Here is a 463-nt window from a genome sequence, read left to right as displayed (position 1 = left end):
TCGTATCCGTTGCCGCCAGCAGCCGTCCGGAAAATCCCCACTGCGGCACGTCGTGGGCCAGTAACACCACATCATTGATCTGGCAGGCGATCGCGTCGATATCGGCGCTGTGTTCCACCGTCCGGGTCAGGTACCGGTTGAGCCGCAGCCGGTATTTCCCTTCCCGGTAGGCCTGGGCTGCCGTGGTAATGCCATCCAGAGTAATTTGGGTGATGTTGGGTTCGGTTCCGTCATAATCATCGGCGTAAGCCGTGATGACATCCTTCTGGTAGCCTTTGTCCTTGTTGGCAAAGGTGATTTCAATGGCATTGGCCCGGTCTTTGAGCCCCAGGAAGGTTTCCTGGAATTTGTCGGTGAGAATATTGCCGACGGTGAACATCTGCACCGGGGTGCCGGGAGCATCACAGACGCAGCCGTACTTGGTGCCCCGCAGAATGACCTTGCCTCTACCCACGCCTTCGGG

At 58.1% G+C, this 463-nt stretch carries 1 protein-coding gene; it reads right to left on the bottom strand.

The genetic code is table 11. From position 1 onward, the window contains the following. On the bottom strand, positions 1-463 hold a 463-nt coding region (locus tag ALO_RS19285), incomplete at both ends, for a phage tail protein (protein WP_004099576.1).

It is taken from the genome of Acetonema longum DSM 6540 (genome assembly GCF_000219125.1).
GTDB classification, from domain to species: Bacteria; Bacillota; Negativicutes; order Sporomusales; family Acetonemataceae; genus Acetonema; species Acetonema longum.
This window is presented reverse-complemented; position numbering and strand designations above follow the sequence as displayed.